The sequence below is a fragment of the Rhizobacter sp. P3_C12 genome (assembly GCF_056402735.1).
In genome coordinates this window covers 1-25,063 of the sequence record NZ_JBFUGW010000022.1, presented here as the reverse complement: position 1 = coordinate 25,063, position 25,063 = coordinate 1, and the positions used below count along the sequence as shown (strand labels likewise).

The following is a 25,063-nucleotide window of genomic DNA, read 5'->3' as shown; positions in this document are numbered from 1 at the left end:
TCCACCCCATGCAAACGCTCTCTCCCCTCCTCGACCGCCAGACCTGGGTCGAACAGGTCGCTGCGGAACTGATGGTGGCCTCCAAGCTGATGAGCCAGGCCATGGCCGCCGGCTTCGCGGCCGACCTGTGGCAAGCCTGGGGCCACCTGCCGCCAGCCGCTGCCGCCCAGTACTTCCTCGATCCGGCGGTGGAATACCCCTCGACGTTCTGATCAGTTCCCTGTCTTGTTCGGGTCGCGCCACGCGCGCTCGAACGGCAGCCGCCACGCGTGCGGCGCGATCAGCTGGTGGATCGACTTCGGCCCCCAGGAACCCGGCGGGTAGAGCCGCACCGGCGGCGGCGATTCGAGCAGCTGCGTCGACACCTGCCACAGCCGCTCGATGCCCTCGGCGGTGGTGAACAGCGTGCGGTCGCCGCGCATCGCGTCGAGGATCAGCCGCTCGTAGGCCTCGAGCACCTCGCCGATCAGGCCGGTGTCGTGCATCGCGAACTGCAGGCTCAGCTTGTCCAGCCGCATCCCCGGCCCGGGGCGCTTGCCGTAGAACGACAGCGACATCTTCGACGCATCGGCGAGGTCGAAGGTGAGGTGGTCGGGCCCTTGCGCGCCGACACCGGAGCCGGGCGGGAACATGCTCTTCGGCGGCTCGCGGAACGCGATCGAGATGATGCGCTGGCCCTCGGCCATGCGCTTGCCGGTGCGCAGGAAGAACGGCACGCCGGCCCAGCGCCAGTTGTCGATGTAGCACTTCAGCGCGATGAAGGTCTCGGCCTCGGATTCGGGGTCGACGCCCGGCTCGGCGCGGTAGCCGGCGTACTGGCCGCGCACCACGTCGGCCGGCTGGATCGGCAGCATGCTGCGGAAGACCTTGTTCTTCTCCTCGCTGATCGGCGCCGGCTCGAGCGCGGTGGGCGGCTCCATCGCCATGAAGGCGAGGATCTGGAACAGGTGCGTGACCACCATGTCGCGGTACGCGCCGGTCTGCTCGTAGAAGCCGGCGCGGGTGCCGAGACCGAGCGTCTCGGGCACGTCGATCTGCACGTGGTCGATGAAGTTGCGGTTCCAGATGGGCTCGAACAGCCCGTTGGCGAAGCGGAACGCGAGGATGTTCTGCGCCGGCTCCTTGCCGAGGAAGTGGTCGATGCGGAAGATCTGCTCCTCGGCAAAGGTCTCGTGCAGCCGCGCGTTCAGCGCGACGGCGCTCGCGAGGTCGGTGCCGAAGGGCTTCTCCATCACGATGCGCGAGCGCTCCACCAGGCCGGCCTCGCCGAGCATCTGCACCGCCGGCAGCGCCGCGCTGGGCGGCACGCTCAGGTAGTGCAGGCGGCGCATGTCGTCACCCCGGCCGCCCAGGCTGCGCTCGGCGGCCTCGACGGCGCTGCGCAACGCGGCGGCACCGGCCGAGAGCGGCACGTAGTCGAGGCTTTGCGAGAACAGCGCCCAGTCGGATTCGGTGACCTTGCGGCTCGCGAACTCGCCGAGCGCGGCGCGGGCCACCGCGCGAAAGCCGTCGGCATCGATGTCGTCGAGCGAGACGCCGATGATGCGGCAGCCGGGGATGAAGCCCGCCGCCGACAGGTGGTAGAGCCCCGGCAGCAGCTTGCGCCGCGCGAGATCGCCGGTGGCGCCGAACAGCACGACGACCTGCGGGAAGCGCGGGCCGACGCCCGGGGGGATCTTGGCCATGGGGGGTCTCGATCGAGAGCGCGGAGCGGATGGCAACGGAGCTTGCCACAGCCGGCGCGAATCACCAACCTCAACGCAGAGCATGAATCCGGCGCGCCGATCTGGAAACATCCGCGCGTCCGATCCGGACGACAAGGAGGATTTCCCATGATTCGAAAACTGTGTCTTGCCGCTGCGCTCGCGCTGGCATCCGGCTTCGCAGCCGCCGAGACGGTGGTGTTCCAAGGGTCGCTCGGCGTGCCGAACGTCGGCTACGCCGAGTACTCCCAGACATCCACCAGCCCCAACGTCTACGGTGGCGTCATCCGCGCGCAAGAGAAGTTCATGAGCACGCTGAAGGCGGCGATCGCGCCGCCGATCGTCGCGATGCTGCAGACCGTCGACGGCTACCAGGCCGGCAGCGGCAGTGCCAGCGTCAGCGGGCCCGTGACGTTCGCGCTCAACAACGGCGTGGCCTCGTTCTCGGGCCTGCAGCTGAATGCGGGGCTGACGGTCAAGCAATCGAAGTTCGGCATCACGGCGACCTGCTCGATCCAGGTGCGCAACAACCCGGGAACCACGGTCACCGGCACGGTGGATCCGGTGGCGGGCACGTTCACCATCACTGGCGTCCAGAACTTCACGCTGTCGAGCAGTTATTCGTGCTCGACCAACGTGGACTGGGTGCCGGTCGTCAACATCGTCGTCGACACGCTGATCACCCGGCTCGCGGACCAGGTGCTCGCCCAGAAGACCCAGGAGGCCTACAACTCGCTGAACGCCATCGGGTCGCTGCAGCCGATCCACTTCGCCGGCATCGATTCGATTCCGGACGGTGCGCTGCTGTTCAATGGCGTCGACTACGGCGCGCAGGTGCGCGGCCGGCTCGCCAACCTGTTCAACAAGGCGAGCTTCAGCGTGACGATCGGTGACCCGAAGCACTACATCACCGGACCGAAGGGCTACGCCCACCTCGCGTACTCGAGCGACCTGATCCTGTCGTTCACGATCGACGAGTTCCGCTTCCAGCTGCTGGACCGGCGCACCTACGTCGACGAGGTCTTCTGCCCGTCCACCACGACCTACTGCTACTTCTTCTGAGCCAGCAGGCCCGGCAGCGCCACGCGGGCATACTGCAGCCGTTTCTGCATGACGGGAGAGCGGATGCAAGCCATCAAGTGGGCGTTGCTGGGCGGCCTGAGCTTTCTGCTCGTGGCCTGGGCCGCGTATCACCAGGGGCGACACCAGTGCCCGGTGTGCGCCGAGATCGACCGGGCGCAGGTGCTGTCGGAGCTGATCGTGCCGGCGCAGAAGCTGATCCTGGTGGAAGCGAGCAGCCAGCAGCGCGTCAACTGGACGCTGAAGACCGGCTGGCCGCGCATGGCCGAGCTGCTGCGCTTCCTGAGCTTCAACAACATCAACAGGGACTCGACCGGCACGCTGAGCTACGAGACGCACTACGCGTACGGCTACGACCTCGCGAAGCGCGGCACCTGGTCGCTCGCGAAGACGCCGGAGGGCGGCCTGCTGTTCAAGGCACCACCGGTGCAGCTGGTGGGCTGCCCGTCGGTGGCGACGCAGAGCTTCCGCTTCGAGACGGTCGAGAAAGGCGTGTTCGTCGACGAGTACGCGCGGCAGAACGAGGTGCTGGTCTACGCCACCGCGCTCGCGCTGAGCCAGGCGCACGACCGGCTGCGCACGCCGGCCACGCATGCGCTGATGAAGGACGCGGCCGACAAGGAACTGAAATCGCTGCTGATCTCGCTGGCGCAGCCGCTGGGTCTCGCGATCAAGCCGGAGCAGATCGCGATCGAGCCGATGGACGCGCAGCAGTTGTCGGCACCGGCGGTGTGGGTGCCGCGGATCGATGCGGCGGGGGTGCCGGATGCGGCGACCCTGAAGATGCTGAAGGATGCGGGGTGTGCCTCATGAGCAAGGGAATCCGATGAAGCGATGGTTGGGTGCGGCGCTGGACTACCTTCCGCGCTGGCTGGAACACCAGATGCGTGTCAGCGAGCAACCCGGCTGCGCGATCGCGGTGGCGCACGACGGCAAGCTGGTGTTCGAACACGCCTTCGGGTACGCGAACCTCGCGCAGGGCACGGCGCTCACGCCGCAGCACCGCTTTCGCGTGGCCTCGCACTCGAAGACCTTCACCACGGTCGCGATCATGAAGCTGCGCGAGGCCGGGCGCCTGCAGCTCGACGACCGCATCGGCCGGCACGTGGACGGCCTGCACCGCGACGTGGCGGCTGCCACGCTGGCGCAACTGTTGTCGCACACCGCGGGCCTGGTGCGCGACGGCAGCGACGCCGGTCAATGGCAGGACAGGCGCCCCTTCCTCGACGAGGCCGCGCTGCGCGCCGACCTGGCCGACGGGCTGGTGATCGATGCCAGCACCCGGCTGAAGTATTCGAACCACGGCTACGGGCTGCTGGGCCTGGCGATCGAAGCCGTCACCGGCGAGCCTTATGTCGACTGGATGCGGCGCGAGGTCATCGCACCGGCAGGCCTTGCGGCCACCTCGCCCGATGCGCCGATCGACGACGCCCAGCCCTTCGCCAACGGCCACAGCGCGAAGTGGCCGCTGGGCCGGCGCGTGGTGATCGCCGGCGACAACCCGACGAACGCGCTGGCCTCGGCCACCGGCTTCGTCAGCACCGCGGACGACCTGGCGCGCTTCTTCGGCAGCCTGTCGCCGCAGGCGAAGCGCAGCCCGATCGGCAAGGCGAGCCGCCGCCTGATGTGGCACCGGCAATGGCCCGACCCGCATTCCAGCCTCAACCGCAGCTACGGCCTGGGCACGATGTGCGGCTCGGTGGCGGATTGGGAATGGTTCGGCCACACCGGCGGCTTCCAGGGCACGCTGACGCGCACCGCCTGCGTGCCGGCGCAAGGCCTCACGGTCACGGTGCTGACCAACGCGGCCGACGGCATGTCGAACGTGTGGGTCGATGGCGCGCTGCAGGTGCTGCGCGCCCATGCGGTGCACGGCGCGCCGTCGAAGCGAGCGGCGGCGTGGTCGGGGCGCTGGTGGACGCTGTGGGGTGCGAGCGACCTGCTGCCGATGGACGGCAAGGTGCTGATCGCGAACCCGGCCCTCGCCAATCCGATGCTGGACGCCACCGAGTTCGTGCCCGACAGCCGCGAGCGCGGCCGCATCACGCTGGCCGGAGCCTTCGGCAACCATGGCGAGACGGTGCGCCTGCGGCATGACGCCCGCGGCAAGGCCAGCGAGTTCTGGCTGGGCGGGACGAAGATGCTGCCGGAGCGGCGGGTCGCGAAGGAGTTGTCGGCCCGGGAAGGCGGGTCTCCCGACAGCGCAATGGAAGATGTCGATGCCTGAAGCCTGCCGCGAAACCTACCGCGGCCATGATCTCGACTTCACGCCGCGCCCCTCCGCCGGTGGCGGTTTCGCCGCGCGGCTGCAGGTGGTCCACAGCTTCGGTGCGCACCGCGACCAGTTCAGCGTCGACGTGGGCTCGATGGTGTTCGCAGAAGCAGAACAGGCCGCCCTGCACGCGAGGCAGGCCGGCCTGAAGTGGGTGGATGACAGGGTCGGCGCGCGACCCTGAGGCAACTGTCAGGTCGCCGGCGGACGCACCGCCTGGCGGGCCAGCAGCTTCCACGCCCCGCCCTGGCGCTGCCACACCTGCAGCACGTGCAGCTTGACGTTGCCGGCCACGCCGCGGTCGTTGGTCTTGGCCACCAGCGTGTGGCGGATGATCGTGACGTCCTGCGCCACCTTGACCGTCTGGTCGCTGATGTCGATGCTCACGAAGTCGGAGTTGCCGGCCACCAGGTCGCCAATGAAGCTCGCCTTGGTGTCGATCCTGCCGCCCGAGTGGCCGTAGCTCAGCTCATCGGCCACCAGCGAGCTCAGCACCGCCTGGTCGGGGTCGACCATCGCGACGCGCAGCTTCTCGGCCGCGGCCACGGCTGAATCGTTCGCGCCACCGCTGCTGGCGGGCATCACCGAACAGGCGCACAGCGCCAGGCTGCCGGCCAGCACGCCAAGCATGGTCTTGATCTTCATCATCGTCGTCTCCTTCAGGGGGTCATGAGGCCGGATCGGATGTCGTACGTCATCGTACAACTATGAAACGGGCCGCATTATGAGGAGAGCGATGTGCCCGCTGCCATGCGGGTTAGCCCTGGGTATCGGGGATCGCGATGGCGCCTGCGCGGACTCCGGTGAGGGAACTTGTATGACGAGTCAGGTCATTGCGGGCCGCCCGCCGGACTGAACACCGTGCGCAGCGCCGCCTTCAACTCCTCCCCCAGCTCCGGCTTCTGCGCGAACGGATCGGTCGGGTTGCGCGGCGTCATGATGTCTTCGAGCCGCGTCTGCACGCTGGCCAGGCTCTTCGGGTGGCTGAAGATGTAGAAGCGGTCGTGGGTGATCGCATCGAACACCATCTGCGCCACGTCGGCGGCGCTGAGCTTGCCGCTGGTCACCGCCTTGTTGCTCATCGCCTGCGCGATCAGCTGGCTCTTGGTGGGCTTCACGGCCCCGTCGCGCAGGTCGGCCGGCCGGTTGCGGTGGCTCTGGTGGATGCCGGTGGGCACGAAGAACGGGCACAGCACCGAGGCGCTCACCTGGTCGGTGACGAGGCGCAGGTCCTGGTAGAGCGTCTCGCTGAGCGCGACGACCGCATGCTTGGTCACGTTGTAGACGCCCATGTTGGGCGCGCACACCATGCCGGCCATCGACGCGGTGTTGACGATGTGGCCCCGCCACGCCGGATCCTTGCGGGCGGCCTCGAGCATCATCGGCGTGAAGACCCGCACGCCGTGCGCCACGCCCATCAGGTTGACGCCGACGACCCACTCCCAGTCCTTCAGCGAGTGTTCCCAGATCAGGCCGCCGGCCCCGACGCCGGCGTTGTTGAAGACGAAGGTCGGTGCGCCGAAGCGCTCGAAGGTGGCCGCGCCCAGGGATTCGACCTCGGCCGCCTTCGCGACGTCGAGCCGCTGCGCGAGCACCTGCGCGCCGAGCCCGCGGATCTCGGCGGCCGCGGCGTCGAGTGCGTCCTGCTGCACGTCGGCCATCACGACGTTCATGCCCAGCCGCGCGGCGATGCGCGAGGCCTCGAGCCCGAACCCCGAACCCGCGCCGGTGATGACGGCGGTGCCGCCCTTGAAGTTCTTCATGTCGTCTCCGTTGAAACCTTCTTGACCTGGTAGCCGATGCGCGGGAAATGCACATGCAGCAGCCCGCCGCGCTCGTCGCGCCGCTCGATGACGACCTCGTGCGCCGTGAGCCCGACCAGCGTGCCGGCGACCGGATCGGGCGCGTAGTCGGTGGGCATCACGGTGACGGCCGTGCCGGCGTCGAAGCCGAGGCCCGGCTCCACCTTGACCGGCTCGTGGGTGGTGGCGCGCGCGGCGATGTCCAGCGCGTCGGCACTCGTCATCTTCTCGACCGTGCCGTGCCCGAACGCCGCGACCCGCTCGTACCAGCCGATCAGCTTCTGGAACGGCGCGAGGATGGTCGCGACCGGTGGCGCGCGGCGCACGTACCACAGCGATTGCGCGACCGAGAAATCCGCGATGCAGGGCTGCGCGCCCATCAGGAACGGCCGGCCATCGGCCACCTGCGATTCGAGCCAGCCGAAGTAGCCCTGCAGCTGCACCGCGGCATCGGCGGTGGTCACGCGGCGCATGCCGGCGGTCATGGCCGCGCGATCGGCACCGAAGGCCTTCAGGAACTCGGGCGGCGCCCCTTCGAAGATGTGGGCCACGCCGGCCGGCTGCATCGTGTACGGAATCGCCGTCCAGAACAGCGTCGAATCGGCCCATTGCGCCACGAGGTGCTGCAGCTCGCCGGCGGCATGCGGATAGAGCGGTGGCTTGGGCGCCAGCGTGTCGATCACGCGGGCCATCAGCGCGGTGTCGCACCAGATGTCGGCGCCGATCTGCAGGAACGGCGTGCGGCGGTAGCCGCCGGTCAGCGCCACCACGTCGGGTTTGGGGAGCATCACCGGGACCTTGACCGACTTCCAGGCGAGGCCCTTGAAGCCGAGGATCAAGCGGACCTTCTCGGAGAAGGGCGAGCCGTCGTAGTGATGCAGGATCAGGTCGGTCATCTGGTGTCTCCGTCAGCCCTTCGGCGCCCGCGGCGCAAAGATGATCCGCCAGGTTCCACGCAAGTCGCGAACCTCGGCCTGGTGCAAGGCACCCTTCTCCACCAGCAGGCGGTGCAGGCGAGGCAGGTGGTAGTGCGGCACGGCGGGGTACAGGTGATGCTCCAGGTGGTAGTTCACATGGTGCGGGAACAACAGCGCGCGGCCCATCACGTTGGCGACACTGCCGCTGGTGCGGTTGCTGCGCGCGGCCGTCAGCGGCGACGACAGGTCGGTCACGCCGCCGTGCTCCATGATCGCGCGCAAGCGCAGGATGGGCTGCAGCACCGTCAGCAGCGGCAGCATCCACAGGATGGCGTACTGCAGCAGGCCCCGGCCGCCGCCGAAGGCCCAGCACAGCAGCGGCGCCGCGATCTGGAACGCCACCACCGCCCAGCGGTCGCGCCGGGCGCTGGCACGCAATTGCGGCGAGGTGTCGTCCAGCGGCCGGGCCGCCTTTTGCGTCACGTCGTTCAAGGCCGGCGCGYCGAAGAAGTACGCGAAGGTCTTCCACGCGTTCCAGCCGACGATGTCCTGCCCGAGCTTCTTCCACAGGTACCCCACGCCACGCGGATAACCGCCGTGGATGGCAGTGTCGGGGTCTTCCGCCGTGTAGAGGTTGTTGTGGTGCAGCCGGTGGATCACGCGGTAGGTGCACATCGAGATGCCACCCGCCATCCCGATCAGCCGGCCCACCGCGTCGTTGACGCCGCGGTGGCTGAACAGCCGGTAGTGCGCCGACTCGTGCGCCAGGATGAACAGGCCATGCTGGTGCACGCCGATCACCAGCACCGCGAGGATCGCGATCGCCCAGCCCCACGGCTCGCTCCAGGTGAGCAGCGCCGCGGCCACCGCCAGCGCGATGCTGCCGAAGGTGGTCAGCACCGCGCCGAGCGAGCGCCAGTCGCTCAGCTGCGTCAGCGACGCGATCTCGTCGGCGTTCAGGATGCGGCGCGCGGCCGCATTGCCCGAGCCCGCCACGCGCGCCGCGGCCGTGCGCGGCGGCTCGATCGGCCGCAAGTCTTCGCGGAACTCTTCGCCCGCGGCAGGTGGTGTCTGATGCATGGCCACGTCATTGCTCCATGTCTCTGATCCAGCGGCCTCCGTGGAACCGGCTTCGCCGGGCCACTGGAGGCGCCCCCTTGAGGGGGAGGCGCGCAGCGCCTCGGGGGTGGGATATCACACGAGCTTGACGAGCTGCTTCCCGAAATTCGCGCCCTTCAGCAGCCCCAGGAACGCCTCCGGTGCCGATTCGATGCCCTGTGCGATCGTCTCGCGGTACTTCAGCTTGCCGGTCGCCACCAGCGTGCCCAGCTCCTTCAGCGCCTCGGGCCACACGCCCATGTGCTCGCTGACGATGAAGCCCTCGAGCTTCAGCCGCGACTGCAGGATCAGCTGCGGGTAGGTCAGCGGGATCGGCTGGCCGTCGTAGCCGGAGATCATCCCGCACAGCGCAACGCGGCCGAACGCGTTCATGCGCGAGAGCACGGTGTCGAGCATCAGCCCGCCGACGTTCTCGAAGTAGCCGTCGACGCCGTCCGGCGTGGCCTCCTTCAGCGCGGCGTACAGCGCCTTCGGGTCGCGATGCGCCTTGTAGTCGACACAGGCATCGAAACCCAGTTCCTCGACCACGTAGCGGCACTTGTCGGGCCCGCCGGCAATGCCGACCGCGCGGCAGCCGCGCACCTTGGCCAGCTGCCCCACCGCGCCGCCGACCGCCCCGCTGGCCGCGCTGACGACGACCGTCTCGCCGGCCTTCGGCGTGCAGATCTTCACCAGCCCGTACCACGCGGTGACGCCCGGCATGCCGACCGCACCGAGGTAGGCCGACAACGGGATGTGCGTGGTGTCGACCTTGCGCAGCATGCCGGGCTGGCTCGCGTCGACCACGCCGTACTGTTGCCAGCCCCCCATGCCGACCACCTGGTCGCCGGCCTTGAAGCCGGGGTGGCGCGACTCGACCACCTCGCCGGCGGTGCCGCCGATCATCACCTGGTCCAGCGGCTGCGGCTGCGCGTAGCTCTTGCCGGCGTTCATGCGCCCGCGCATGTACGGGTCGAGCGACAGATAGTGATGGCGCACCAGCACCTGGTTGTCGGCCAGCGCCGGCAGCGGCTTCGATTCGAGCCGGAAGTTGCCGGCGACGGCCTCTTTGTCGGGGCGCGACGCGAGGACGATCTGCTGGTTGGTGGTAGTCATGGCTTGTCTCCTGTCTGTGTTGTGTCGGATCAGTCGGAGGCGTTCGAGCGGTGGATCTTGCGTCCCCCTGCCGGAAGCCCTTGCAAATACTTGAAGGTGCCGCTGGCGCTCGCGAGCAGTTCGCCGTTCGCATCGACCACCCTGCCCTCGCAGAACGCGAGCGATGCGGTCGCGTGCAGCAGCTTGCCGTGGCCGACGATGCGGCCGAGGCCCGGGCGCATGAAGCTCGTCTTCATCTCGATCGTCACGACGCCGGTGCCGCCCGGCTGCCCGCCCGGCTTGATCGAGCTGCTGCGCGCGGCATGCGCCATCGCGACATCGAGCAAGGTCATCGTGACGCCACCATGCGCGACGCTCCATGAATTGCACAGCTCGTCGCGCAGCGTCAGGCCGATCTCGGCCTCGCCGTTCTCGAACCTCAGCAGCTCGAAGCCGAGTTGAGCGACGAAGGGGATGTGGACGGGAAATTCCATCTCAGTGGCCATGCACCGCGCTCACGCCGCCGTCGACCGCGAGGATCTGCCCGGTGATGTGCTTGCCCGCCGCCGACGCGAACAGCAGCGCCGCGCCCTTCAGGTCGTCGTCGTCGCCGATGCGGCCGAGCGGCGCGCCGGTGGCCAGCGCCTCGACGCCCACCTTGGCGATCGTGCCGGCCGTCATCTTGCTCGGGAACATGCCCGGCGCCAGCGCATTCACCGTGATGCCGTGGCGGCCCCACTCGGCCGCCAGCGTGCGCGTGAAGTTGACGACCGCGCCCTTGCTGGTGCCGTAGGCGATGTACTTCATCGTCGACGGCGAACCCGACAGCCCGGCGATCGACGCGACGTTGATGATGCGGCCCGACTGGCGCGGGATCATGCTGAGCCGCCCGATCGCCTGGCTCATCAGGAAGATGCTGCGGATGTTCAGGTTCATCACCTTGTCCCAGGCCTCCAGCGGGTAGTCCTCGGCCGGCGCGCCCCAGGTGGCACCGGCGTTGTTGACGAGGATGTCGACCTTGCCGAGCCGCTGCATCGCCTCGCTGGCCACGCGCTGGATCTCGTCCGGCAGGCTCGCGTCGGCCGCCACCCATCGGGTGTCGATGCCGCGCGCCTGCAGGTGGGCGGCAGCCTCTTCCAGGTCGGCCGCCTTGCGCGAGGTCAGCAGGATCTTCGCGCCGGCCTCGCCCAGCGATTCGGCGATCTGCAGGCCGAGCCCGCGCGAGCCACCGGTCACCAGCGCGGTCTTGCCTTCGAGGTTGAACAAGGTCTGGATCGGCGTGCTCATGGGCGGTCTCCTAGTCGTTGTGCCTGTTGAGGGATTTGAAGAAGGCGTCGCTGTTGGTGTCGCGTCCGAGGAAGTTGCGCATCAACTGCGCCGGAGCCACCTGGGCACCCTGCGACAGCACCTGCTCGCGGTAGCGCAGGCCGACCTCGCTGCTCAGCTTGTCGGCGGCGAATGCGGTGCGCAGGTCCTCGGCCAGCACCAGGCTCCACAGGTAGCCGTAGTAGCCCGAGGCGTAGCCGGTCGCGATGTGCGAGAAGCCGGCAGGGAACATGCTGCCCTTCACGTGGCCGAGCGGCGTCGCGCCTTCCATGCGCTGCCAGGTGGCCATCGGCTCGGGCGCGTCCTTCGCGTACAGCGCGAGGTCGTAGCTCGCATACAGGTGCTGGCGCGCCACCGCGATGCCCTTCGCGAAATCGCGCGCCTTCGAGGCCCGCGCCACCAGGTCGTCCGGTGCCGGCTTGCAGGTCGGGCAGACCTCCTTGAACAGCGCCAGCACGCGCGCGTCGTAGACCCAGTCTTCCAGCATCTGCGACGGCGCCTCGACGAAATCGAGCTGCACGTTGGTGCCGCCCTGCGTCGCATAGCGGGTGTTCGACAGCAGGCCGTGCATCGCGTGGCCGAACTCGTGCAGCAGCGTCTCCAGCTCGTCGATGTTCAGGCCCTTGCGGTTGAAGTTGACGACCAGGCCCGCGGCCGGCGTGCGGCCCGCGAGCGTCGACGGGTTGCGGAAGCTCCACACCGCCGCGTGGTTGTACTTGCCCTCGCGCGGGTACAGGTCGACGAACAGCGTGCCCAGCACCTTCTTGCTGGCGACATCGCGCACCTCGAACGACTGCGCGTCCGCGTGCCACAGCGGCTGCTTCAGCGCCTCGAACTGCACGCCGAACAGCTGGCCGGCGACGCGGAACACGAAGTCGAGGCTGGCCTGCGGCGGGAAGTAGGTGCGGAACTCCTCGGCATCGAGCTGGAAGCGGTTGCGGCGCTCGCTGAACGTGTAGTACGTGAGATCCCAGCGGTTCACGGTGGTCGCCTCGACCGACTGCTTCAGGTCGCGCGCCTTCGCTTCGCGCAGCAGGCCGAGATCGGCCACCTCGCGCTGCGCGACCGCATCCTTCACGGTGCCGAGGAAGGCCTGCACCGCGGCGGCGTTGCCGGCCATGCGGCGGCGCATCGCGAAATCGGCATACGACGCCAGGCCGAACAGCTGCGCGTACTCGCGGCGCAGCTGGCCGAGCTGCTGCAGCGTCTTCAGGTTGGCCGCGCCGCCCAGGTTCTGGAAGGCACGCCACATGCGCTCGCGGGTGGCGCCGCTCTTCGCGTTCTCGATGATCGCGTCGTAGCTCGGGTAGTCGAGGCCGAACACGTAGCGGCCCTGCGCATCGCGCTTGCGATCCTTCAGCGCCTCGGCCGGCACGCCGTCGAGTTCATCGGGCGCGAACGCGACGCGCGTCTTGTCGTCGCGGATGCGGCGGTCGAACAGCTGGCCGAGCCGGGTGATCTCGGTGCTGACCTTCTTCGCGCGCGCCTGGCGGGCGGGCGTCAGCGCGACGCCGGCGTCCTCGAACGAATCGAGCGTGTCGCGCAGCAGGCGGGCGTCGATGTCGTCGGCCGGCTTCACCTGCTTCAGCAGCGCGTAGATCTTCGGGTTCTGCAGGAAGCTGTTGCGGAAGGTCTGGTAGCCGAGGTCGCAGGCATCGGCCGCGTCGCGCACCGCCTTGTCGGGGTGCACCGCGTTCAGCAGCGACAGCGGGCCGACGGTGTCTTCATAGCGGCGGTTCATGCCGTCGAGCTCGGCCAGCAGCGTGCCGGCCCGGTCCGCCGGCAGCGCCTGCAGCCGTTTCTCGTCGGCGCGGGCGCTGGCGATCAGGGTCTTGCAGGCGGCGTCGGCCTGCGCGCCGGTGCGGAACTCGGGGAAGGCGTACGACGGCGTGGCCGGCTCGGCGGCCACGGCAGCGCCGGCCACCAGCAGCAGCGTCGAGAGGGACAGGCGGAAGGTCATGGGGAGGCGGGTCAAGGGGTTCATGTGGGGCTTTTCATGCGCGAGCGCACATAGATGAGCACGACACCGACGGTCGCGACGACCGCTCCGGTCACCGCGATGCCCCAGCCCAGCGGAGCGTGGTAGCGCTGCACCGCGAGGCCGAGGCCGACGCCCAGCAGCCCGCCGTAGATCAGCACCCAGACCAGGGTTTCGATCGTCGAAGTCTTCATCGCAATCCGGCCCGGCGTCAGAACCAGGCGTCGTTCATGGAACGGCAAGTATCGTCCCGCGTCTCCACCACCTTCAGCCAGGCGGGGACTTTGGGCAGTTCGTAGCGGAAGAAGAAGCGGGCCGCGGCGAGTTTGCCGTGCAGCAGCGCGGTGTCGCCCTGCCCGGCCGCGGTGGCTTGCTCCAGGTGTTCTTGCGCGCAGATCGCGACATCCAGCCAGACCCAGGCCAGCACCGTGTGCCCGAAGGCCTGCAGGTAGGGCGTGGCATTGGCGAGCGCCTCTTCGGGCACCCCGCCGGCCCAGGCGGCCTGGGTGGCGTTGCCGAGCGCCTTCAGCGCCCCGGCCAGTGCGTTGGCGTGCTCGGCGAGCGCCGGCAGCATCAGCGCGCGCTGGATCGTCGCGTTGAGCTTGTGGGCGAGCAGCATCAGGCCCTTGCCGCCGTCCATCACGACCTTGCGGCCGAGCAGGTCGAGCGCCTGGATGCCGTGGGTGCCCTCGTGGATCATGTTGAGGCGGTTGTCGCGCCAGTACTGTTCGACCGGGTAGTCGCGGGTGTAGCCGTAGCCGCCGAGCACCTGGATCGCGAGGCTGTTGGCTTCCAGGCACCATTCGCTGGGCCAGCTCTTCGCGATGGGGGTGAGCATCTCCAGCAGCAGCCCTGCTTCGGCCGCGATCTCGGGCGGCGCGGTGTGCTGTTCGTCGACGAGGCGGGCGCAGTACAGCTCCAGCGCCAGCGCGCCTTCGCAGTAGCTCTTCTGCGCAAGCAGCATGCGTTTCACGTCGGCGTGCTGGATGATCGGTATCTGCGGCCGGGTGGCGTCCTTGCCGCCGGGGCCGATGGGACGCCCTTGCGGACGGCCGCGGGCGTACTCCAGGCTCGCTTCGTAGCCGGCATAGCCGAGCATCGTCGCGCCCAGCCCGACGCCGATGCGGGCCTCGTTCATCATGTGGAACATGCAGCGCAGGCCCTCGCCGGGCTGGCCGACGAGGTAGCCGATGGCGCCGGCCGACCCGCGAACCGGAAACTTCCCTTCGCCGAAGTTCAGCAGCGTGTTCGGAATCCCGCGATAACCCAGCTTGTGGTTGAGGCCGGCGAGCGCCACGTCATTGCGTTCGCCGGTGAGACGGCCTTCGGCATCAACCATCTTCTTCGGCACGACGAACAGCGAGATGCCGCGCGTGCCGGGGACCAGCGCGCCATCGGGTCCGGGGATCTTCGCGAGCACGAGGTGGACGATGTTCTCGGCCAGCTCGTGCTCGCCGTTCGAGATCCACATCTTGTTGCCGCGCAGCCGGTAGCGGGGGCCGAGCGGATCATCAGGGGCATCGGGGCCGTCGGGCGTGGCGCGGGTGACGATGTCCGACAGGCTGGAGCCGGCCTGCGGTTCGCTCAGGCACATGGTGCCGAAGAAGCGCCCCGAGAATTCGTTCTTCGCGAACACTTCCTTCTGAGCCGGCGTGCCATGCGCCATCAGCAGGTTGGCATTGCCGCTGGTCAGCATGCCCCCGCCCCCCATGCCGATGCCGCCTTTCGCGAAGAAGCCGTTGGCGGCCATCTCGATCACGCAGGGCAACTGCATGCCGCCAATCTCGTAGTCCTGTGCCGCGGCGAGCATGCCGGACTCCACGTAGGCGCGCGACGCCTCATGCGTGGCTTGCGGCTGGATCACGCGTTCGCCGTCGAAGCGCGGTTCCTCGGTGTCAGTGACTCGGTTGAACGGCGCGAACTTCTCGCGCGCGATGCGTTCGCAGGTGTCGAGCACGGCGTCGAAGGTATCGCGCGAGTGGTCTGCGAAGCGGCTGCGGTTCTTGAGCGTGTCTGCCTGGAGCCAGTCGTACAGCAGGAAGTCGAGTGTCTGTCGCATTGGTTTGAATCCCGTTCTCGTCGATCGTGTGCGGCACGGCGGGTATTCGTAGCCCGGATGCCAATCCGGGGCCGCCGTCCCATGCGATCGACGATTCCCGGATTGGCATCCGGGCTACGGGGTGCGCCTTTGCGAGGGACTCACAGCACTTCGAAGATCCCCGCAGCTCCCATGCCGCCGCCGATGCACATCGTGATGCACACCCGCTTCGCACCCCGGCGCTTGCCCTCGATCAACGCATGACCGGTAAGCCGCTGACCGCTGACCCCATACGGGTGCCCAACAGCGATCGCCCCACCGTTGACGTTCAAGCGGTCCATCGGAATGCCCAGCGTGTCGGCGCAATAGAGCACCTGAACAGCGAACGCCTCGTTCAGCTCCCACAGGTCGATGTCCTGCACGGTGAGACCAAGCCGCTTCAGCACCTTCGGCACCGCGAACACCGGCCCGATGCCCATCTCGTCCGGCTCGCAGCCCGCCACCGCGAAGCCGAGGAAGCGGCCCAGCGGCTTCAGCCCGCGCTGCTGCGCCAATGCTTCGCTCATCACGACGCACGCACCGGCGCCATCGCTGAACTGGCTCGCATTGCCCGCCGCGATCAGCCCGCCCGGCAGCGCCGGCTTGATGCCGGCAATGCCTTCCACTGTCGTGCCTTGACGCAGCCCCTCGTCGACGCTGATCGTGACCTCCTTGCTGCGCAGCCCCATCACCGGGTCGGCCACGCCGGCGGTCACCGTGACCGCCACGATCTCGTCGGTGAACTTGCCGGCATCCTGCGCCGCACAGGCCTTCTGCTGGCTCGCCGCGCCATACGCATCCATGCGGTCGCGGCCGATCTTGTAGCGCTTGGCCACCTGCTCGGCGGTCTGCAGCATGCTCCAGTAGATCTCCGGCTTGTGCTCGCGCAGCCAGGGGTCGGCGATCATGTGCGTGTTGGCCTCGTTCTGCACGCACGAGATGCTCTCGACGCCGCCGGCCACGTACACATCACCCTCGCCGGCGATGATGCGCTGCGCGGCCATCGCGATGGTCTGCAGGCCGCTCGAACAGAAGCGGTTCACGGTCACGCCGCTCGTCGTGATGGGCAGGCCCGCGCGCAGCGCGACCTGCCGTGCGATGTTGCTGCCGGTCGCGCCCTCGGGCGTCGCGCAGCCCATGATCACGTCGTCGACCTCGGCCGGCGCGATGCCCGCGCGCTCGACGGCCGCCTTCACGGCGTGCCCGCCCAGCGTCGCGCCGTGCGTCATGTTGAAGGCGCCCTTCCAGCTCTTGGCCAGCGGCGTGCGGGCGGTGGAAACGATCACTGCATGGGTCATGATGGTGTGCTCCGATTCATCTCAGGAGAAAGTCTTGCCTTCGGCCGCCAGGCGCGCCAGCAACGGCGCCGGCTGCCAGAACTTCGCATCGTCGTGCGGGTTCTTCGCGAAACGGTTCATCGCCGCCACCACGTTGAACAAGCCCACGGTGTCCGCATAGCACATCGGCCCGCCACGGTGCAGCGGGAAGCCGTAGCCGGTCAGGTACACCATGTCGATGTCGCTCGCGCGCAAGGCAATGCCCTCCTCGACGATCCGCGCGCCCTCGTTCACCAGCGCATACACCAGCCGGTGCACGATCTCGTCGTCGCTGATCTTGCGCGGCGTGATGCCCAGCTCGGCGCGGTGCTTCTCGATCATGCCGTCGACCAGCGCACTCGGGATCGCATCGCGCTTGCCCGGCACGTAGTCGTACCAGCCGGCGCCGGTCTTCTGGCCGAAGCGCCCCATCTCGCACAGCAGGTCGGCAGTCTTGCTGTAGCGCAGGTCCGGCTTCTCCAGGTAGCGGCGCTTGCGGATGTACCAGCCCACGTCGTTGCCCGCGAGATCACCCATGCGGAACGGGCCCATCGCGAAGCCGAATTTCTCGACCGCCTTGTCCACCTGCTGCGGCGTGCAGCCCTCTTCCAGCAGGAAGCCGGCCTGGCGCGAGTACTGCTCGATCATCCGGTTGCCGATGAAGCCGTCGCACACGCCCGACACCACGCAGGTCTTCTTGATCTTCTTGCCCAGCGCCATCACGGTGGCCAGCACGTCCTTCGCGGTCTTCTCGCCGCGCACCACCTCCAGCAGCTTCATCACGTTGGCCGGGCTGAAGAAGTGCGTGCCGATCACGTCCTGCGGGCGCTTCGTGAACGACGCGATCCTGTTGACGTCCAGTGTCGAGGTGTTGCTCGCGAGGATCGCGACCGGCTTCATCACCTCGTCCAGCGTCTTGAAGACCTGCTCCTTCACGCCGATGTCCTCGAACACCGCCTCGATCACCATGTCGGCGTCCTTCAGGTCGGCGTAGTTCAGCGTCGTGCTCAGCAAGGCCATGCGGGCATCGAGCTTGTCCTGCTTCAGCTTGCCCTTCTTGACCTGCGCGTCGTAGTTCTTGCGGATGATCGCGATGCCCTTGTCCAGCACCTCCTGCTTCATCTCGAGCATCACCACCGGGATGCCGGCGTTCAGGAAGTTCATCGCGATGCCGCCGCCCATCGTGCCGGCACCGATCACCGCGAGCTTCTTCACGTCGCGCACCGGCGTGTCGGCCGGCACGTCGGGGATCTTGGTCGTCGCACGCTCGGCCACGAAGGCATGGCGCAGCGCACGGCTCTCGGGCGTCATCATCAATGCGATGAAGGCCTCGCGCTCCTGCTTCATGCCGTCGTCGAACTTCTTGTAGACCGAGGCTGCGACGGTCTCGACGCACTGCAGCGGCGCCGGGAAGTTCTTCGACATCGCACCGACCGTGTTGCGCGCGAACTGGAAGAAGGCGTCCGGGTTCGGGTGCTCGGCCTTCAGGTTGCGCACCAGCGGCAACGGGCGCTTGTCAGCCACTTCGGTCGCGAACGCCACCGCACCGGCGAGCAGGTCGCCGTCGATCATCTTGTCGAACAGCTTCTGCCCCGGCGCCATCGCGAGCAGCTCGCTCTTCACCGGCTCGCCGCTGACGATCATGTTCAGCGCGTTCTCGACGCCGATCACGCGCGACAGGCGCTGCGTGCCACCGGCACCGGGCACCAGGCCCAGCTTGACCTCGGGCAGCGCCACCTGCGTGCCGGGCGCGGCCACGCGGTAGTGGCAGCCGAGCGAGAGCTCGAGCCCGCCGCCCATGCACACCGTGTGGATCGCGGCGACCACCGGCTTCGTGCAAGCCTCCACCGCGAGGATCACGCTCAGCAGGTTCGGCTCCTGCAGCGCCTTCGGCGAGCCGAACTCGCGGATGTCGGCGCCGCCCGAGAAGGCCTTGCCGGCGCCGGTGATCACGACGGCCTTCACCTTGCCGTCGGCCTGGGCCTTGTCGAGCCCGTCGGTGATGCCCTTGCGGGTGTCGTAGCCGAGGCCGTTGACAGGCGGGTTGTCGAGCGTGATCACGGCAACCGGGCCGCGAAGTTCGTAGGTGGCGCTCATGCGGTGTCTCCGGGTGGAATAGAACGATCGTTCGATTCTAGGAAGGAATCGTGGCGGGGTGATGTCTCGTCAGCGACAAATCCGGATGGGCATCCGGGCTACACCTCGAGCCACTCCTTGCGAATATAGGCGTTCGACTTCAGCTCGGTCGGCGTTCCCTCGAACACGATCCTGCCGTGCCCCATCACGTAGCAGCGCTGCGAGATCTCCAGCGCGATGGTCAGCTTCTGCTCGACCAGCAGCACCGAGACACCGCGCCGCTTCAGCTCGTTCAGGTACTGCGCGACCTGCTCGACGATCTTCGGCGCCAGGCCCTCGGTCGGCTCGTCGATCATGATCAGGTCCGGGTCGCCCATCAGCGTGCGGCACAGCGTCAGCATCTGCTGCTCGCCGCCCGACAGCACGCCGGCCTCGGTGTGCTGGCGCTCCTTCAGCCGCGGGAACATCGCGTACATGTCGTCGAACGACCAGCGCGGCGCCGGCTTGCCGCKCTTCTCGCCGAGCAGCAGGTTCTGGTGCACCGTCAGCTTCGGGAAGATGTCGCGGTTCTCCGGCACGTAGCCGATGCCCTGGTGCGCGATCTCGAAGGCCTTCAGCCCGAGCAGCTCGCGCTGGCCCCAACGCACCGAGCCCTTGCCGTCCACCAGGCCCATGATCGCCTTCACGGTGGTCGAGCGGCCCGAGCCGTTGCGGCCCAGCAGGCTGACGATCTCGCCGGGCTGCACGTCCAGCGTCACGCCATGCAGCACATGGCTCTTGCCGTAGAACGCGTGCAGGTTGTCGAGTTTCAGCATCGCGTCAGGCCCCGTGCGCTTTCTCGTGAGCCACCAGGACCGAGCCCAGGTACGCCTCCTGCACCTTCGCGTTCGCCCGCACCGCATCGGGCACGTCGAACGCGATCACCTCGCCATACACCAGCACCGCGATCTTGTCGGCCAGGCCGAACACCACGCCCATGTCGTGCTCCACCGTCAGCAGCGTCTTGCCCACCGTCACCTCGCGGATCAGCTGGATGAAGCGCGTCGTCTCGCTCTTGCTCATGCCGGCGGTCGGCTCGTCGAGCAGGATCACGCTCGCGCCGCCGGCGATCGTGATGCCGATCTCCAGCGCGCGCTGCTCGGCGTAGGTCAGGTTCATCGCCTGCACGTCGCGCTTCTTGTCGAGCTTGATCATGCGCAGCACCTCGTCGGCGCGGTCGTTCGCGTCGCGCAGGTCGGCGAGGAACTTCCAGAACGCGTAGCGGTAGCCCATGCTCCACAGCACTGCGCAGCGGATGTTCTCGAACACCGACAGCCGCACGAACAGGTTCGACACCTGGAAGCTGCGCGCCAGGCCCATGCGGTTGATCTCGTACGGCTTGCGGCCGGCGATCGACGTGCCGTTCAGCCGGATGTCGCCGGTGCTGATGCCGAAGCGCCCGCTGATCAGGTTGAACAGCGTCGACTTGCCGGCACCGTTCGGGCCGATGATCGCGACCCGCTCGCCGGGCTTCACGCTCAGCGTCGCGCCGCGGATGATCTCGGTCTTGCCGAAACTCTTGCGCACATCGGTGAGTTCCAGCGCGAAGGGATGCGCGCTCACAGGGCTTCCCTCCGCTTGATTTCCTTCTCGATCTCCTGCTGCGTCTGGTCCCATTGCCGCTTGAACTCGCGCCGCGCGAGCTCGAACATCGCGATGCCGATCGCCATCACGAACACCGCGCCGAACCAGCTGTCCAGGCCCTGCACGTTCAGCGTGCCGCCCATGAAACGCAGCGTCGGGCCGAGCGCCGAATTGAGCTGCACGTGGTAGATCATCTCGACGATCGCCGCCGCGCCGGCCAGCGCCACCGCGCCGGTGCCGCCCAGCGCCAGGTACGACGACGCGAGCCGGCGCAGCTTGCCGAAGGCCGCCACCCGCAGGTTCATCATGATCAGGCTCGAGATGCCGCCCGGCGCGAACATCACCATGAACATGAAGACGAGCCCCAGGTAGATCTGCCAGGCCTTCGTGATCTCGGAGAACAGCACGAAGGCCAGCACCAGCAGCACCGCGCCGATGACCGGCCCGAAGAAGAAGAACGCGCCGCCGAGGAAGGTGAACAGCAGGTAGCTGCCCGAGCGGAAGCCACCGACCGAATCCGCCGTGACGATCTCGAAGTTGAGCGCCGTCAGCCCGCCGCCGATGCCGGCGAAGAAGCCGGCGATCACGAACGCCAGGTAGCGCACCACCTGCGTGTTGTAGCCGACGAACTCGACGCGCTCCGGGTTGTCGCGAACGGCATTCAGCATGCGGCCGAGCGGCGTGCGCGTCAGCGCGTACAGCGCGGCGGTGCAGACGAAGCAGTAGACCGCGATCAGGTAATAGACCTGCACCTGCGGCCCGAAGGTGATGCCCAGCACCGCCTTGCCGGCCACGCGGTTCGAGCTGACGCCGCCCTCGCCGCCGAAGAACTCCGGGAACATCAGCGCCATCGCCGCGACCAGCTCGCCGACGCCCAGCGTGATCATCGCGAAGGTGTTGGCCGATTTCTTCGTCGTCACCCAGCCGAGCAGCGCCGCGACGCCCGCGCCGGCCAGCCCGCCGACCAGCGGCACCAGGCTCATCGGCAGCGGCAGGCGGCCGGCACCGATCAGGTTCATCGCATGGATCGCGAAGAACGCGCCCAGCCCGACATACACCGCATGCCCGAAGCTCAGCATGCCGCCCTGGCCGAGCAGCAGGTTGTAGCTGAGGCAGATGATGACCATGTAGCCCATCTGCGACAGCATCGTCATCGCGAGGCCGCTGGTGAACAGCATCGGCGCGACGACCAGCAGCAGCGCGAACACGCCCCACACCACCCAGCGGCCGACGTTCCACGGGCGGAAATGGATGCGCCCGCCGCCCGCCTCGCGGCCTGCCACCCGGTCGACCGACTTCAGCACGGCACTCATCCTTCGCGCGTCCCCATCAGGCCCTTCGGGCGGAAGATCAGCATCAGCACCAGCAGCAGGTACGGCAGGATCGGCGCCACCTGCGAGATCTTCAGCTTCAGCAGCGGGTAGCCGAAGGTCTCGGGCGTGATCGCGAGGCCGGCCCACTGCAGCGCGCCGAGCGCCGACTGGTCGAGCGCGACCGCGAAGGTCTGGACCAGCCCGATCAGCAGCGACGCGACGAACGCGCCGGCCAGCGAGCCCATGCCGCCGACCACCACGACGACGAAGATGATCGGCCCGACCGCGCCGGCCATCGTCGGCTCGGTGACGTAGGCGTTGCCGCCGATCACGCCGGCCAGCCCGGCCAGCGCCGCCCCGCCGCCGAACACCAGCATGAAGATCCGCGGCACGTTGTGGCCCAGCGCCTCGACCATGTCGGGATGCGTCAGCGCGCCCTGGATCACCAGCCCGATGCGGGTGCGCGACAGCAGCAGCCACACCGACACCAGCATCAGCAGCGCGACCCCCATCATGAACGCGCGGTACATCGGGAACTGCGTGCCGTACAGCGTGAACAGCGGGCCGTCGAGGATCGCCGGCACGCGGTAGTCGACCGCCGAGCGGCCCCAGGTCAGCTGCACCAGCTCGAGGATCACGAACGACAGCCCGAACGTGATCAGCAGCTCGGCGACGTGGCCGAAACGGTGCACCCGGCGCAGGCAGAAGCGCTCGAACAGCGCGCCGACCACGCCGGTGAGCAGCGGCGCGACCACCAGCGACGGCCAGAAGCCGACGAACAGCGTCGTCGTGTACGCGAAGTACGCGCCCAGCATGTAGAAGCTCGCATGCGCGAAGTTCAGCACGCCCATCATGCTGAAGATCAGCGTGAGGCCGGAGCTCAGCATGAACAGCAGCAGCCCGTAGCTGATGCCGTTCAGCAGCGATGTGGTGAAGAACTCCATCGTGTCCTGGATGCAAAATCCCGCGGCGACCGGTGGCCGACCGCGGGATTGTCAGTGGGCGGCGCTCAAGCTCCGGGGCGCTTCATCTGGCACGAGGTGGGCGTGCTCGACACGTAGGGCTCGTAGAACTTGTCCGGCACGAAGGTGAAGCCGGTGCCTTCCACGTTGTACTTGTTCTTCGCATCGACCTTGCGCCAGGTGCTCAGGTACAGGCCCTGCTGCATCTGGTGGTCGGAGGCGCGCATCGTGATCTCGCCGCTGAAGCCCTTCACCGTGATGCCTTCCATCGCGGCGGCCACCTTCACCGGGTCGGTGCTCTTGGCCTTGGCCATCGCGGCCGGCAGCATCGTGAAGATGTTGTAGATGTCGGTGGTGAAGAAGTCTTCCTTGAACTTCTTGTTGAACTCCTCGCCGACCGCAGCGATGTCGCCCGGGATGTTGTGGTGGGCGTACGCGATCATCTTGACCTTGCCCTCGCCGGCCGCGCCGATCGCGGTGGGCGTGCCGATCACGCTCGCGTAGTAGGTGTAGAAGGTGACGTCCAGGCCGGCGTCCTTCGCGGCCTTGATCAGCAGCGTCAGGTCCTGGCTCCAGTTGCCGGTGATCACGGTGTCGGCGCCGCTCTGCTTGATCTTCGCGACGTAGGGCGAGAAATCCTTCACCTGGCCGAGCGGCGTCAGGTCGTCGCCGACGATCTGGATGTCGGGGCGCTTGCGGGCCAGCGTTTCCTTCGCGAACTTCGAGACCTGCTGGCCGTGCGAGTAGTTCTGGTTGATCAGGTAGACCTTCTTGATGGCCGRCTGGTCCTTCATGTAGGTCGTCATCGCCTCCATCTTCATCGAGGTGTCGGCGTCGAAGCGGAAGTGCCAGTAGTTGCACTTGCTGTTGGTGAGGTCCGGGTCGACCGCGGAGTGGTTCAGGAACACGATCTCCTTGCCCGGGTTGCGCTCGTTGTGCTTGGACACCGCGTCGATGATGGCGGCCGCCGCGCCCGAGCCGTTGCCCTGCGTGACGTAGCGGAAGCCCTGGTCGATGGCTGCCTTCAGCACGTTCAGGCTCTCTTGTGGCGAGGCCTTGTTGTCGAAGCCGACCACCTCGAAGGTGACGCCGGCCGGGTTCTTCTTGCCGCTGATGCGCTCGGCCATGAACTGGAAGCTCTTCAGCTGGTTCGCACCGAGGCTCGCGAACGGCCCGGACAGCGGATCGATCCACGCGATCTTGACGGTTTCTCCGGCTTGCGCAAAGGCGATGCCGGCGTGCAGCGAGAAGGCCGCTGCCACTGAAAGGCCGAAAAGCTTTCTGGTGAATTCCATGGCTTCCTCGCGGGGTGATTGCGACAAGGCCGAACGGTAATGGAAGCGGATGGAGACTGTTTGAGGGACTACCCGACAAGCCGTGTCGCGCGTGGGACATCGGAGCGGGCAAAGGCGCGGGCGGGGGGTGTAGGGCTCGCCGCACCCGCCTTCAAGCGCCGACTCAAGAAGCAGTAGGCAGCTTGTAGCCCTTGAATTGATCCCGCAGCTTCAGCTTCAGCATCTTGCCGGTGGCCGTGTGCGGGATCTCGTCGACGAAGGCGACATCGTCCGGAATCTGCCATTTCGCGATGCGCCCCTCGAACCAGCCGAGCAACTCGCGGGCGTCGAGCGCGACGCCCGGCTTGCGCACCACCACCAGCAGCGGCCGCTCGTCCCACTTCGGGTGCGCGCAGGCGATCACCGCCGCCTCGTGCACGCCCGGGTGGCCCATCGCGATGTTCTCCAGCTCGATCGAGCTGATCCACTCGCCGCCGGACTTGATCACGTCCTTGCTGCGGTCGGTGATCTGCATGAAGCCGTCAGGGTTGATCGTCGCGACATCGCCGGTCGGGAACCACGATTGGCCGTCGACCTCGACCAGCGGAGACTCCCTGGGGTCACCCGACTTCTGCCCGAAGTAGTTCTGGATCACCCAGGGCCCGCGCACCAGCAGGTTGCCCGAAGCCGCGCCGTCCCACGGCAGCGGGCGCCGGTCGTCGTCGACGATCAGCATGTCGACGCCGTAGACCACGCGGCCCTGCGTCTCCAGCAGCTTGTGGCGCGCCGCATCATCGAGCCCGGCATGCTTGGCCTTCAGCTTCGACAGCGTGCCCAGCGGCGACATCTCGGTCATGCCCCAGGCGTGGATCACCTCGACCCGGTGCTCCTCTTCCAGCGCCCGCATCATCGACGGCGGGCAGGCCGAGCCACCGATCACGGTGCGGCGGAAGCTGCTGAACTTCAGGCCGTTCTGCTTCACGTAGTTCAGCAGCCCGAGCCACACCGTCGGCACGCCGGCGCTGAAGGTGACGCGCTCGGTCTCGAACAGCTCGTACAGCGACTTGCCGTCGAGGTGCGGCCCCGGCAGCACCAGCTTGGCGCCGACCAGCGCGCCGGCATACGGCAGGCCCCAGGCGTTGACGTGGAAC

The 25,063-nt window shown here is 67.9% G+C and carries 24 protein-coding genes; 5 read left to right on the top strand and 19 right to left on the bottom strand.

All coding sequences use genetic code 11. The annotated features are described in order from the left end of the window. Positions 1-8: 8 nt before the first annotated feature. Positions 9-212 carry a hypothetical protein gene (locus AC1DXV_RS06150; protein WP_477870489.1) on the top strand — a complete coding sequence of 68 codons (204 nt, stop codon included), beginning with the start codon at positions 9-11 and terminating at the stop codon, positions 210-212. Here the strand turns inward: AC1DXV_RS06150 and zwf are convergent, their stop codons facing one another. Then, on the bottom strand, positions 213-1,685 hold the full coding sequence (gene zwf, locus AC1DXV_RS06145; RefSeq protein ID WP_477870487.1) for a glucose-6-phosphate dehydrogenase: 1,473 nt from the start codon (positions 1,683-1,685) through the stop codon (positions 213-215). Positions 1,686-1,832: 147 nt separating this feature from the next. Between zwf and AC1DXV_RS06140 the strand changes: the two genes are divergently transcribed. From AC1DXV_RS06140 to AC1DXV_RS06125, 4 genes are all read left to right on the top strand, one after another. Continuing rightward, the gene (locus tag AC1DXV_RS06140; protein ID WP_477932861.1) at positions 1,833-2,765 is read left to right on the top strand and encodes a hypothetical protein; all 933 of its coding nucleotides are present in this window, start codon (positions 1,833-1,835) and stop codon (positions 2,763-2,765) included. Positions 2,766-2,828: 63 nt separating this feature from the next. Continuing rightward, a complete protein-coding gene (locus tag AC1DXV_RS06135) occupies positions 2,829-3,596 on the top strand; it encodes a hypothetical protein (protein ID WP_477873989.1) in 768 nt (255 codons plus the stop codon). A gap of 13 nt (positions 3,597-3,609) precedes the next feature. Next, entirely contained in the window at positions 3,610-5,010 is a 1,401-nt protein-coding gene (locus tag AC1DXV_RS06130) for a serine hydrolase domain-containing protein (RefSeq protein WP_477932859.1), read from the top strand. Next, complete coding sequence (locus tag AC1DXV_RS06125) at positions 5,003-5,239, top strand: hypothetical protein (RefSeq protein ID WP_477932857.1); 237 nt, start codon at positions 5,003-5,005, stop codon at positions 5,237-5,239. The genes AC1DXV_RS06130 and AC1DXV_RS06125 overlap by 8 nt, the downstream gene beginning before the upstream one ends. An 8-nt stretch (positions 5,240-5,247) precedes the next feature. Here the strand turns inward: AC1DXV_RS06125 and AC1DXV_RS06120 are convergent, their stop codons facing one another. The 18 genes from AC1DXV_RS06120 to AC1DXV_RS06035 form a co-directional block, all read right to left on the bottom strand. Further along, complete coding sequence (locus AC1DXV_RS06120) at positions 5,248-5,700, bottom strand: nuclear transport factor 2 family protein (RefSeq protein WP_477872135.1); 453 nt, start codon at positions 5,698-5,700, stop codon at positions 5,248-5,250. Between the two features lie 185 nt (positions 5,701-5,885). Then, positions 5,886-6,818, bottom strand: a complete 933-nt coding sequence (locus AC1DXV_RS06115; RefSeq protein WP_477932855.1) for an SDR family oxidoreductase — start codon at positions 6,816-6,818, stop codon at positions 5,886-5,888. Next, a complete protein-coding gene (locus AC1DXV_RS06110) occupies positions 6,815-7,753 on the bottom strand; it encodes a glutathione S-transferase family protein (protein WP_477865984.1) in 939 nt (312 codons plus the stop codon). The genes AC1DXV_RS06115 and AC1DXV_RS06110 overlap by 4 nt, the downstream gene beginning before the upstream one ends. A gap of 12 nt (positions 7,754-7,765) precedes the next feature. Continuing rightward, a complete protein-coding gene (locus AC1DXV_RS06105) occupies positions 7,766-8,854 on the bottom strand; it encodes a fatty acid desaturase family protein (protein WP_477932879.1) in 1,089 nt (362 codons plus the stop codon). Positions 8,855-8,968: 114 nt separating this feature from the next. After that, positions 8,969-9,988 (bottom strand): NADP-dependent oxidoreductase, encoded by a 1,020-nt coding sequence (locus AC1DXV_RS06100; RefSeq protein ID WP_477865983.1) that lies wholly within the window; start codon positions 9,986-9,988, stop codon positions 8,969-8,971. Positions 9,989-10,017: 29 nt separating this feature from the next. Continuing rightward, positions 10,018-10,461 carry a PaaI family thioesterase gene (locus AC1DXV_RS06095; RefSeq protein ID WP_477865982.1) on the bottom strand — a complete coding sequence of 148 codons (444 nt, stop codon included), beginning with the start codon at positions 10,459-10,461 and terminating at the stop codon, positions 10,018-10,020. Position 10,462: 1 nt separating this feature from the next. Next, entirely contained in the window at positions 10,463-11,254 is a 792-nt protein-coding gene (locus AC1DXV_RS06090; protein WP_477865981.1) for an SDR family oxidoreductase, read from the bottom strand. A 10-nt stretch (positions 11,255-11,264) separates the two neighbouring features. Next, on the bottom strand, positions 11,265-13,253 hold the full coding sequence (locus AC1DXV_RS06085) for a M3 family metallopeptidase (protein ID WP_477932853.1): 1,989 nt from the start codon (positions 13,251-13,253) through the stop codon (positions 11,265-11,267). A 20-nt stretch (positions 13,254-13,273) separates the two neighbouring features. After that, positions 13,274-13,465, bottom strand: a complete 192-nt coding sequence (locus AC1DXV_RS06080; RefSeq protein WP_477865979.1) for a hypothetical protein — start codon at positions 13,463-13,465, stop codon at positions 13,274-13,276. A 17-nt stretch (positions 13,466-13,482) separates the two neighbouring features. Further along, on the bottom strand, positions 13,483-15,330 hold the full coding sequence (locus AC1DXV_RS06075) for an acyl-CoA dehydrogenase (RefSeq protein WP_477865978.1): 1,848 nt from the start codon (positions 15,328-15,330) through the stop codon (positions 13,483-13,485). A gap of 140 nt (positions 15,331-15,470) precedes the next feature. Then, positions 15,471-16,646, bottom strand: a complete 1,176-nt coding sequence (locus tag AC1DXV_RS06070; RefSeq protein WP_477932851.1) for an acetyl-CoA C-acyltransferase — start codon at positions 16,644-16,646, stop codon at positions 15,471-15,473. Between the two features lie 21 nt (positions 16,647-16,667). After that, complete coding sequence (locus tag AC1DXV_RS06065) at positions 16,668-18,761, bottom strand: 3-hydroxyacyl-CoA dehydrogenase NAD-binding domain-containing protein (protein WP_477868305.1); 2,094 nt, start codon at positions 18,759-18,761, stop codon at positions 16,668-16,670. Between the two features lie 98 nt (positions 18,762-18,859). Then, on the bottom strand, positions 18,860-19,555 hold the full coding sequence (locus tag AC1DXV_RS06060; RefSeq protein WP_477932849.1) for an ABC transporter ATP-binding protein: 696 nt from the start codon (positions 19,553-19,555) through the stop codon (positions 18,860-18,862). Between the two features lie 4 nt (positions 19,556-19,559). Continuing rightward, complete coding sequence (locus AC1DXV_RS06055) at positions 19,560-20,342, bottom strand: ABC transporter ATP-binding protein (RefSeq protein ID WP_477868301.1); 783 nt, start codon at positions 20,340-20,342, stop codon at positions 19,560-19,562. After that, a complete protein-coding gene (locus tag AC1DXV_RS06050; RefSeq protein WP_477868299.1) occupies positions 20,339-21,676 on the bottom strand; it encodes a branched-chain amino acid ABC transporter permease in 1,338 nt (445 codons plus the stop codon). Before AC1DXV_RS06050 ends, AC1DXV_RS06055 begins: the two co-directional genes overlap by 4 nt. Then, positions 21,673-22,620 (bottom strand): branched-chain amino acid ABC transporter permease, encoded by a 948-nt coding sequence (locus tag AC1DXV_RS06045; protein ID WP_477868297.1) that lies wholly within the window; start codon positions 22,618-22,620, stop codon positions 21,673-21,675. Before AC1DXV_RS06045 ends, AC1DXV_RS06050 begins: the two co-directional genes overlap by 4 nt. Before the next feature lie 65 nt (positions 22,621-22,685). Beyond that, entirely contained in the window at positions 22,686-23,933 is a 1,248-nt protein-coding gene (locus AC1DXV_RS06040; protein WP_477932847.1) for a branched-chain amino acid ABC transporter substrate-binding protein, read from the bottom strand. Positions 23,934-24,096: 163 nt separating this feature from the next. Next, positions 24,097-25,063 (bottom strand): AMP-binding protein (locus AC1DXV_RS06035; RefSeq protein WP_477932845.1); only part of this gene is annotated, 967 nt, incomplete at its 5' end.

Bases quoted from the DNA above. Each gene is read 5' to 3' on its own strand.
- AC1DXV_RS06150 (WP_477870489.1), top strand. From the start codon at position 9: ATGCAAACGCTCTCTCCCCTCCTCGACCGCCAGACCTGGGTCGAACAG.
- zwf (WP_477870487.1), bottom strand. From the start codon at position 1,685: ATGGCCAAGATCCCCCCGGGCGTCGGCCCGCGCTTCCCGCAGGTCGTC.
- AC1DXV_RS06140 (WP_477932861.1), top strand. From the start codon at position 1,833: ATGATTCGAAAACTGTGTCTTGCCGCTGCGCTCGCGCTGGCATCCGGC.
- AC1DXV_RS06135 (WP_477873989.1), top strand. From the start codon at position 2,829: ATGCAAGCCATCAAGTGGGCGTTGCTGGGCGGCCTGAGCTTTCTGCTC.
- AC1DXV_RS06130 (WP_477932859.1), top strand. From the start codon at position 3,610: ATGAAGCGATGGTTGGGTGCGGCGCTGGACTACCTTCCGCGCTGGCTG.
- AC1DXV_RS06125 (WP_477932857.1), top strand. From the start codon at position 5,003: ATGCCTGAAGCCTGCCGCGAAACCTACCGCGGCCATGATCTCGACTTC.
- AC1DXV_RS06120 (WP_477872135.1), bottom strand. From the start codon at position 5,700: ATGAAGATCAAGACCATGCTTGGCGTGCTGGCCGGCAGCCTGGCGCTG.
- AC1DXV_RS06115 (WP_477932855.1), bottom strand. From the start codon at position 6,818: ATGAAGAACTTCAAGGGCGGCACCGCCGTCATCACCGGCGCGGGTTCG.
- AC1DXV_RS06110 (WP_477865984.1), bottom strand. From the start codon at position 7,753: ATGACCGACCTGATCCTGCATCACTACGACGGCTCGCCCTTCTCCGAG.
- AC1DXV_RS06100 (WP_477865983.1), bottom strand. From the start codon at position 9,988: ATGACTACCACCAACCAGCAGATCGTCCTCGCGTCGCGCCCCGACAAA.
- AC1DXV_RS06095 (WP_477865982.1), bottom strand. From the start codon at position 10,461: ATGGAATTTCCCGTCCACATCCCCTTCGTCGCTCAACTCGGCTTCGAG.
- AC1DXV_RS06090 (WP_477865981.1), bottom strand. From the start codon at position 11,254: ATGAGCACGCCGATCCAGACCTTGTTCAACCTCGAAGGCAAGACCGCG.
- AC1DXV_RS06085 (WP_477932853.1), bottom strand. From the start codon at position 13,253: ATGACCTTCCGCCTGTCCCTCTCGACGCTGCTGCTGGTGGCCGGCGCT.
- AC1DXV_RS06080 (WP_477865979.1), bottom strand. From the start codon at position 13,465: ATGAAGACTTCGACGATCGAAACCCTGGTCTGGGTGCTGATCTACGGC.
- AC1DXV_RS06075 (WP_477865978.1), bottom strand. From the start codon at position 15,330: ATGCGACAGACACTCGACTTCCTGCTGTACGACTGGCTCCAGGCAGAC.
- AC1DXV_RS06070 (WP_477932851.1), bottom strand. From the start codon at position 16,646: ATGACCCATGCAGTGATCGTTTCCACCGCCCGCACGCCGCTGGCCAAG.
- AC1DXV_RS06065 (WP_477868305.1), bottom strand. From the start codon at position 18,761: ATGAGCGCCACCTACGAACTTCGCGGCCCGGTTGCCGTGATCACGCTC.
- AC1DXV_RS06050 (WP_477868299.1), bottom strand. From the start codon at position 21,676: ATGAGTGCCGTGCTGAAGTCGGTCGACCGGGTGGCAGGCCGCGAGGCG.
- AC1DXV_RS06045 (WP_477868297.1), bottom strand. From the start codon at position 22,620: ATGGAGTTCTTCACCACATCGCTGCTGAACGGCATCAGCTACGGGCTG.